The following is an 8,613-nucleotide window of genomic DNA, read 5'->3' as shown; positions in this document are numbered from 1 at the left end:
TCGAGCTCGCATTCGATGGTGGCGACGCAGCCGGCGATGATCGGGGCGCCTCCGCTTCCCGGCCGCCAGTCGACGTCGTCGAGCTTGTTCTGTTTACGTCCGGCGACAAGGCGGCCGACGTGTTCCTGGTGGGTTCCGAGGACATTGATGCAGAAACTGCCCAGTGGTTGCAGGCTCGCCCACGAGTCCGATGTCCGTGCGGCCATGAACGCGACCAGCGGTGGGTCCAGGGACAGCGCCGTGAACGACCCCACGGTCATCCCGCTCGGCACGCCGTCGCGCGTCAGGCCGGTCACCACCACCACACCGGTCGGGTAGTGGCCCAGCACATTCCGGAAATGCCGGGGATCGGGAACAGGTCGCCGGTTCATTTCCGGTGCGTTCGTTTCCGGTGCGTTCGTTTCCACTGTGCTCATATCCGCTGTGCTCATATCCATTGGGAGACCTCCGCTTTCATGTCCGGTTCCAGTTGCACGCCGGCCACATTCAGCAGATCGGCGACCATCCGATACGTGCCGATCAGGACGAGCAGTTCGATGAGCTGTGGCTCGTCGAACCGCTGAGCGAGCCGGCTCCACAGATCGTCGTCGACGGTCCCTGTCGCGAGAACCGCGTCGGTCGTGTCCACGAGCAGGGCGTCCCCCTCGGACAGGCCGGACCGGTCGTCGCCTACTCGCAGCAGCGCTGTCACCGTCGGCTCGGACACCCCTGCCGCCGCGGCGATGGGCAGATGCTGGCCCAGTTCGTAGCGGCAGCGAGTCGTCGCGGCCACCCGCAGCACGACGACCTCGCGGTCGCGGGCCGACAGTGTGCCGAACCGCATGAACGTACCGGTGAATGCGTTGAATCGTTTGAGCAGCAACGGATGCCAGGCCAGCGTCGTGAAGATGTTCCGTTGCGATCCGTCGGGCAGCGTCGGTGTTTTGGCCAGCGCCTGCCCCGCCTCGTCGGTGATGACCGCCGGCGGAATCCTGTTCACGGGGTCCGGCCAGGTCATCGGTCGCCCTCCGGTATCCACGCCAGGCCGTGCGTGCCGCCGAATCCACCACCCGCGTGATGAGCGATCGTGCCCGTCACGGTGTCGGTGATCAGGTCGACGACGGTCACCGTGCCGCTCATGAGATTGGCGATACAGGCCGTCGACGCGTCGGGTGAGCACCGGATGGTGAAGGGGAAGTCCTCCGCCGTATAGCTTGCGCGGATGGTCATCGTCGACGTGTCGACGTGGTGCACTTTGCCGGGAACCGGTGTGGCGTCGGGGTCTTCCGGATCGGGAAAGAACACCTCACCGACGAGGACATCGCCGTCGGGCGCCACCCGCAGCGCGCACAGCACCTCATCGATCGCGAGTTCGCCCACCACCGCACGCGTGGCCAGGTCGATCTTGAGGACCCGACTGGGCGGCGTGCCGGGGCCGGGTGGCCTGCGGTTGAACGCCCCCTGCTTCACATTGACGTCAACGGCCATCAACGGTGTTGCGGCATAAGCGAACCTGCCATCAGGTGAGACATCGACCTCTTCGGCGCCGCCCGGGCACGGTATCGACCCGGCAACCGCGCCCGCACCGAGATCGACGACGGTCAACGAGCCCGCTTCCTTGTGGGCCGTGACGGCGAGCTTCCCGTCGGGTGTGATCGCCATCCAGTGGCAGTTGGCCTCGGGCAACGCGATGTTGCCGATCACTTTCCGGGTCGTCAGATCGATGACGGCGATGCCGTTATGGCCACCGCGGTCCTCGATACTCACGTACAGCCGGTCCAGCACCGGATCGATCTCGACGTCGTGCGGTGCCAGATACGGTCTGGTGTCGATGACCTCGATGACCACCGGGATAGCCGGGTCGATGATGCTCACCTCGTGACCGGCGTCCTTCGCCTCACCGTAGCCGCCGGCGCGGTAGGTGTGGGTCAGGTAGAGCAGCCTGCGGTTCGGGTCCCACGCGAGCTCGTGCGGTTGCGCGATGAGTCCGTCGATCCGCCCGATCGATTCCAGTGTCGCGGCGTCATAGAGGTCGAGGTGCCCGAGGGTGGTCGCGACCGCCAGCACGTCGCTCATGGCACACGCTCCGCGAGTCCGGTTGCGGGATCGGCCAATCCGACGGTGAAGCGGTGGATCTCCAGCTCGACGTAGCCCTCGCTGACCAGCGGATCACGCGCGAACAGATCCCGCGCGGACTGTTCGTCGTCGAGCCTCAGGATGATCACCGAGCCACCGTCGCGGGGACCCGAGCAGACCAGCGTGCCGTCGGCGAGGAGCTCGGTCATGAGCTGCCGGTGCGCCTCGAAGACACCGTCGGTGCGTGCGTACGCCCTGCGATTGGTGCCTATGACGACAATCATTGCGCCGCAACACTATCTGCGGACCAGCCGCGGCGAGCCGGATGGTCGACGCCGATCCGGGAACCCGAGCCGAACAGCTTCTGCCGGAAGGTTCCCTCCGAGTAGGAGGTCTTGTAGCGGCCCCGCTCCTGCAGAGCCGGGATGACGAGGTCGACGAAGTTCTCCAGCGTCTCGTGATTGACGGTGCGGGCGATGTTGAAGCCGTCGAGGTCGGTGTCGTCGATCCAGCCGATGAGTTCCTCGGCCACCTCGTCGGGGCTGCCGACCAACGGAATATTGGTTCCCGACAACGCCTTTGCCTCCATCGCTTCCCGCAGGGTCCAGCGGTTGTGCTTGGTCATGTTCTCCATGACAGTACGATTGGCATCGTTCTCCTGGAACTCCAGCGGCTCGTCGAGCGGGTACTGGGACAGGTCGATGCCCATCGCGCCGGACATCAGCGCCATCAGCCCTTCCACACTGGTGTACCTCTTGTACTCCGCATACCGCTCGTGCGCGGCCTCCGTGGTGTCATCCACGATGACGGTGACGCCGGCGAAGACCTTGACCGACTGCGGGTCGCGGCCGGCGTCGGCGACCCGCTTGCGGAAGTTCGCGATCTGATCGGCCACCACCGCCCGCGAGGTGCCGTTGATGTAGATGCCCTCGGCATGCTGGGCGGCGAAGCGACGGCCACGCTCGGAGGCGCCCGCCTGGAAGATCACCGGTGTGCGCTGCGGCGAGGTCTCAGTGGCATGAATAGTGTTGAAGCGGTAGTGCTTTCCGGGGAAGTCGATGGCGTGGACCTTGCTCGGGTCGACGTAGAGCCCGTTCTCCTTGTCGCGCAGTACTGCACCGTCCTCCCAGGACTCCTCCCAGAGCCGGTAGACGCCGGCGAGAAACTCGTCGGCCACAGCGTAGCGCTCGTCGTGCGGTCCGAGGCCGTCACGACCCATCGCTCGCGCACCACTGTTGAGGTAGCCGGTGACGACGTTCCAGCCGAGGCGTCCGCCGGTCATGTGGTCGAGCGTCGACATCCGCCGGGCGAAGCTGTACGGCATCTCGTAGGTGGCGTTGCCGGTGACAGTGAAGCAGAGGCTCTCAGTGGCATAGGCCATCGCGGAGATCAGCACGACGGGGTCGAGGCTCGGGCCCTGGGATCCGTTGCGCAGGGCAGCGTCCGGGGTGCCGGCGAAGACATCGGGGACGCCGTACACGTCGGCGATGAAGAAGTTGTCGAAGAGTCCACGCTCGGCGATACGCGCGTAGTCGACCCAGAAGTCGATCGACGTGTAGTCGGTGGACCGGTCTCGCGGATGGGTCCACAGGCCGAACGCCTGGAAGCTGGGGTTGCACTGCTCGAGTACGTTCAGCCGGATTTCTTTGCCCGTCATGGCGGATGCCTTTCACCCTCAGGAGTTCACCGAATATCATTCAGTGATATCTACATTCATTCAGTGATATGTAGATCACATCACCGTTCTCGGCGTGAGTCAAGACTCAGGAGTCGATGAACCTGTGGCCGAGCACAGGGGTTGCGCTCTGAGCTGCGGATATGTCCTGGCCGGAAGTCCCGGACACGGCGCTGGAGGCCCCGCGAGGGCATCCGGGATGCGGCGGGGAGTGGAAAGTGAAGAACTTCGGCGGAGGGTGGAGCCGAGGGGGTCTACAGCGTGCGGGTGATGCGCTCCGCGCACGCGATGGCTTCGTCGACGCATTCACGCGCCTGCGTCGTCCCGAATCGCGTGCCCGGCCCCGATGCCGTGAGCGCCGCCAGCACACCGTCGCCTCTGCGGACAGGCACCGACAGTGCGGATACGCCCAGGTCCTTATTGCGCAGAACGCTATAGCCATCTGCCGCAACGACATTGATCCGCTTGATCACCGCGGCGCGCTCCGGCCCGGAGAGGTCCAGCGGCGCCAGCAAATTGTCGCGCATCGCATCGTCGGCGCCCGCGAGCAGTACCTCGCCACCGGAGGTCCCGACGAGCCGCTGAATCGTTCCCGGAGGGATCACCCGGCGCAGCTCGCGTTTGCTCTGCACCTCGGCGATGCACACGCGCTGGTGTCCGCGCAGAATGTGCAGCGACACGGTCTCGCCGGTGACGTCGCGCAGCCGCGTCATGGCAGGGATGGCCACGACGGCAAGGTCCTGACCGCCGCGCCCCGTCGTTGCGAGGTCGAAGATCTTCCAGCCCAGGACATAGTCACGGGCGCCGCCGGCCTCCCGGTCGAGCAGTCCCGCCGACGACATCTCGCGGACCAGCCGCGCGACCGTCGAGAACGGCAGATCCATCTGGCCTGCGATATCGGTGGGCGATACAGCGCCTTCGGCGGCGACGATGTCGAGGATCGCCAAGATCCGGTCGATTGCCTGCATCGGGGTCCCCTTCCATCGTCGCTCCACATCGTCGAACGACGGCCGGACCAGCGGATCCGACCATCACCCCGAAGGCAACGTAGCAGATCAGGGGCCTGATGCACGCTACGGGCCTTCGACCGGCCCCACCACGCCCGCCTCGGTCAACGCGTCGACCTCGGCCGCGCTGAGGTGCAGAACATCCGTGAGCACCTCCCCGGTGTGCTGCCCCAGCGCCGGGCCCACCCACCGGACCTCGCCAGGGGTGGCGCTCATCGACGGCACGACCGCGGGCATCGGGACGTCGACGCCGTGGTTGCTGGGCATCGTGACCAGGTTGCCGCGCGCGGCCATGTGGGGATCGGCCACGATGTCGCGGGTGGTGTAGACCGGTCCCGCGACGATGTCGTAGGCCAGCAATGTACTCAGGGCCTCCTCACGTGTCCTGGTCAGAACCCAGCCGCGCAGCGTCTGCGACATCATGTCCACCGAGACGGGTTCGTCCGAGACAGATTCGTCCGAGACAGATTCGTCACCGAGCAGTCCCTCGGCCACCAGCATCTGACGCACCGAATCCTTCGCCTTGGTGGTGGCGGCCGACACGACGACGCTCTCACCGTCGGCGGTGGCGCAGACATCGGTCAAGAACGCGTCCTCGAACGGGAACACCGCACCGTTGCGGACGGGTGTCTGCCCGAGGACCGCATGCAGCGGGACCTGCCACTCCACCATCCGCAGCAGAGACTCGTACAGTGCCAGGTCGATGAGCTGACCCTCCCCCGTCGCGTCGCGGTGCCGCAGGGCCAGCAGCACACCGAACGCCCCGAAGATGCCGGTGGTGGCGTCGCCGAGGGAGTAGCCGGGGTGCACGGGCGGTGCCGCGGGGTCTCCGGTGAGGTGGGTCGCGCCGCTCATCGCCTCGGCGATCTTCCCGAATCCGGGGCGGTCGCTGTACGGGCCGCCGCGACCGTAGCCGGAGATGCTCAGCATGATCAGCGCGGGAAACTGTTCATGCAGCGCGGCCCAGCCCAGCCCCGCGCGGTCGAGAACGCCCGGTCGGAAGTTCTCGACGACGATGTCAGCCTGCCGTATCAGCCCCTTGACGATGTGCAGACCTTCGGCCTTCTTGAAATCGACACAGACAGAACGCTTTCCGCGGCCGGTGACCGACCACCAGGCGCTCGATTCGTCGAGCATCGGGCCCATGTCGCGGAGGCTGTCGCCGTGGGCAGGATGTTCGATCTTGATGACGTCGGCGCCGAAATCGGCCAGGAGGGCGCAGGCGAACGGGGCGGCGAGCGCGTGCCCGAGCTCGATGACACGGATTCCGCTCAAGGGTCCAGACATTACGACCTACAATCATTGACTGATATCTACTACCATCTGACAATAGTTAGGCCGCGCGCGTGCGGTCAAGCGACAGCGCGTGGCCGACACGGACCGAACGATTGGATTCCCCATGCCCGACGCGTACGTCCTCGGCGCCTTCTCCCTACCCTTTGGCAAGTATCCCGACACCGGCTTCACCGAGCTCGCCACCGCGGCACTGCGCGGCGTCCTCGACGACGCCGGTGGCACCGAGATCGGGCGGGAGGTGGAAGGCGTGTGGTTCGGCAACATGATGATGGACCACTGGGGCCAGCGCAGCAGCCGGGGACAGTTCTGCCTGATGCCGGCGATCGAAGCCGGGATCCTGCCCACCCGCGTGGCGATCACCAATGTCGAAGGTGCCTGCGCGACAGGGTCGATGGCGTTCCAAGGGGCGGTATCCGGGGTGCGCTCCGGCGACCATGAGCTGACTCTGGCAATCGGTGTGGAGAAGATCGTCCGACCCGACGCCCCGGCGTCGACGGTCTTCGAGATGTATCGCGGCGCGGAGAACTCACTCGATCCCGGGCGCACCACGGCGATCTACACCGATCTGCTCGCCGGCATCGGGCAGCGGTTCTGCCCGGGTCCCGGTCGCACCGTCTTCATGGACACCTACGCCGCACAGGCGCTGCACCATATGCACCGCTGGGGAACGACCCCCGAGCAGCTCGCGACTGTGGCGGCCAAGAATCACAACTACGCGGTGAACAATCCCCGTGCGCAGTACCGGTTCCCGATGACCGTCGAGCAGGTTCTCGCCGACCGCCCGGTCACGCCCCCGCTGACCCGGTCGATGTGCGCTCCGGTCGGCGATGGGGCGGCGGCCGTGCTGGTGGCGTCTTCCGAGTTCGTGGCGCGGATGCCGCCGCCGGTCCGGCGCAGGGTTGTTCGCGTCGCCGCAACGACGCTGACCTCCGGAACCTATCGCGGCCCCGGCGAGCCCGGCCTCAGCGCCGTCGCCGCCGAACGCGCCTACCGGCGTGCCGGACTCACTCCCGCCGATGTCGACGTCGCCGAGGTGCACGACGCCACCGCCTTCAGTGAGATCTACCAGACCGAGATGCTCGGATTCTGCGAACCGGGGCAAGGTGGACCCCTGGCCGAATCCGGGGAGACGGGCCCTGGTGGGCGCATCCCCGTCAACACATCCGGGGGGCTGCTCTCTAAGGGCCATCCCGTCGCCGCCAGCGGGCTGTCGATGATCACCGAGATCGCCGTCCAGCTGCGCGGCGAGGCGGGTGCGCGGCAGGTCAACGGCGCGCGGGTCGGGCTCGTCGAGAACGGTGGCGGGATTCTCGGCCTCGAAGAGGCGGCCTGTGCCGTCACGGTCCTACAGAAGGCGTGATTGCCTCTATGTCCTCCAAAACCATTGTCACATCGCCCGTTCTGGACTATCATTCAGAGATATCAATTATCAACAGATGATCAAGCCTCCGGGTCTGACGAAGTGCATGACCACGTCGGAGGCAAGTCACTTCCCCAGCCGACCCCGCATCTGAGCCGGGGCAGGCATCGCTCCATATCGAGTCATCGGAGACACTATGAGCACTCGTATCAGCAGCATCGATTCCCCCTCCGGACTGGGTTCGGTCACCGGCGTGCCCCACCTCCCGGCAGGCTTCACCGACACCTTCACCAGCCGATTCGTCGACGCCAACGGCATTCAGCTGCACGTCGTCATCGGCGGCAGCGGACCGGCACTGATCCTCATCCCGGGCTGGCCGCAGACCTGGTACGCCTGGCGTGCGCTGATGCCGGCGCTGGCGGAGCACTTCACCGTGATCGCACCCGATATCCGTGGATTCGGACTGTCCGACAAGCCGGACACCGGCTACGACCAGATCACCACGGGTCAGGACATGCTGGCGCTGATGACCGAACTCGGCCACGAGACATTCGCCGTCTTCGCCCACGACCTGGGCGTATGGGTTGCCTACGGCATGGCGACGCAGGCTCCGGAGCGGATCGTGCGGATGCTGATCACCGAAGCGGTCATCCCCGGTGTCAACGAGTCGTTCCCGCTGCTCGGATCGCAGGAACTCAACGACTTCATGTGGCATTTCGGATTCAACCGGGCCGGCGAGATCAACGAACGCATGGTTGAGGGACGCGAAGAGATCTACTTCCGGCACCAGTTCGCGTCGAAGTCCTCGGGCCCGGACGTCCTGCCCGACTACGCGGTCAACCACTACATCGATCTGGTGAAGCAGAGCCCGCACGCCCTGCGCGGCACCTTCGCCTATTACCGGGCCATCTCCTCGGTGATCGAGTACAGCGAGAAGACACGCGACACCAAACTGGCGATGCCGATTCACGTCATCGAAGGCGGCGCGGCGTGCAACGGCCTCACGTTCAAGGACTGGAATATCATCAGCGACGGCCGGGCCACCAACGAAATCATCGACGGCTGTGGACATTTCATGATGGATGAGCGTCCTGAGGATCTGCTGCGGATGGCACTGCCGTTCTTCGAGCCGTATAAGCAGGGGAAGTAGCCACCACCCGCAGGTCGGACGAGGAGTACATATGCAGGTATCGATGTCGACACTGACGTGGCTGACCTTC

9 protein-coding genes are annotated in these 8,613 nt (G+C 65.8%); 2 read left to right on the top strand and 7 right to left on the bottom strand.

What is annotated here, in order from left to right; all coding sequences use genetic code 11:
• The 7 genes from KDB67_RS03920 to KDB67_RS03890 form a co-directional block, all read right to left on the bottom strand.
• On the bottom strand, positions 1-416 hold a 416-nt coding region (locus KDB67_RS03920), incomplete at its 3' end, for a flavin reductase family protein (RefSeq protein ID WP_291012650.1).
• An 11-nt stretch (positions 417-427) separates the two neighbouring features.
• Positions 428-997, bottom strand: coding sequence for a carboxymuconolactone decarboxylase family protein (locus KDB67_RS03915; RefSeq protein WP_291012648.1), 570 nt, complete (start codon positions 995-997; stop codon positions 428-430).
• On the bottom strand, positions 994-2,055 hold the full coding sequence (locus KDB67_RS03910; RefSeq protein ID WP_291012646.1) for a hypothetical protein: 1,062 nt from the start codon (positions 2,053-2,055) through the stop codon (positions 994-996). The genes KDB67_RS03915 and KDB67_RS03910 overlap by 4 nt, the downstream gene beginning before the upstream one ends.
• Positions 2,052-2,339, bottom strand: a complete 288-nt coding sequence (locus KDB67_RS03905; RefSeq protein ID WP_291012644.1) for a YciI family protein — start codon at positions 2,337-2,339, stop codon at positions 2,052-2,054. The genes KDB67_RS03910 and KDB67_RS03905 overlap by 4 nt, the downstream gene beginning before the upstream one ends.
• Entirely contained in the window at positions 2,336-3,712 is a 1,377-nt protein-coding gene (locus KDB67_RS03900) for an LLM class flavin-dependent oxidoreductase (protein WP_291012642.1), read from the bottom strand. The genes KDB67_RS03905 and KDB67_RS03900 overlap by 4 nt, the downstream gene beginning before the upstream one ends.
• A 272-nt stretch (positions 3,713-3,984) precedes the next feature.
• Positions 3,985-4,698 (bottom strand): IclR family transcriptional regulator, encoded by a 714-nt coding sequence (locus KDB67_RS03895; RefSeq protein WP_291012639.1) that lies wholly within the window; start codon positions 4,696-4,698, stop codon positions 3,985-3,987.
• A gap of 105 nt (positions 4,699-4,803) precedes the next feature.
• Positions 4,804-6,012, bottom strand: a complete 1,209-nt coding sequence (locus KDB67_RS03890) for a CoA transferase (RefSeq protein WP_291012635.1) — start codon at positions 6,010-6,012, stop codon at positions 4,804-4,806.
• A gap of 124 nt (positions 6,013-6,136) precedes the next feature.
• On the opposite strand from KDB67_RS03890, the gene KDB67_RS03885 reads away from it, so the two are divergent.
• Entirely contained in the window at positions 6,137-7,393 is a 1,257-nt protein-coding gene (locus tag KDB67_RS03885; protein WP_291012634.1) for a thiolase family protein, read from the top strand.
• 196 nt (positions 7,394-7,589) lie between these two features.
• Positions 7,590-8,543 carry an alpha/beta hydrolase gene (locus KDB67_RS03880; protein WP_291012632.1) on the top strand — a complete coding sequence of 318 codons (954 nt, stop codon included), beginning with the start codon at positions 7,590-7,592 and terminating at the stop codon, positions 8,541-8,543.
• Positions 8,544-8,613: the final 70 nt, after the last annotated feature.

It is taken from the genome of Gordonia sp. (in: high G+C Gram-positive bacteria) (assembly GCF_020438995.1).
Lineage (GTDB): Bacteria > Actinomycetota > Actinomycetes > Mycobacteriales > Mycobacteriaceae > Gordonia.
Note: the sequence above shows the minus strand (reverse complement) of the source record. Positions and strands in the feature narration are given on the sequence as shown.

Coding starts and splice junctions, on each gene's coding strand:
- KDB67_RS03885 (WP_291012634.1), top strand. CDS start 6,137: ATGCCCGACGCGTACGTCCTCGGCGCCTTCTCCCTACCCTTTGGCAAG.
- KDB67_RS03915 (WP_291012648.1), bottom strand. CDS start 997: ATGACCTGGCCGGACCCCGTGAACAGGATTCCGCCGGCGGTCATCACC.
- KDB67_RS03900 (WP_291012642.1), bottom strand. CDS start 3,712: ATGACGGGCAAAGAAATCCGGCTGAACGTACTCGAGCAGTGCAACCCC.
- KDB67_RS03880 (WP_291012632.1), top strand. CDS start 7,590: ATGAGCACTCGTATCAGCAGCATCGATTCCCCCTCCGGACTGGGTTCG.
- KDB67_RS03895 (WP_291012639.1), bottom strand. CDS start 4,698: ATGCAGGCAATCGACCGGATCTTGGCGATCCTCGACATCGTCGCCGCC.
- KDB67_RS03905 (WP_291012644.1), bottom strand. CDS start 2,339: ATGATTGTCGTCATAGGCACCAATCGCAGGGCGTACGCACGCACCGAC.
- KDB67_RS03910 (WP_291012646.1), bottom strand. CDS start 2,055: ATGAGCGACGTGCTGGCGGTCGCGACCACCCTCGGGCACCTCGACCTC.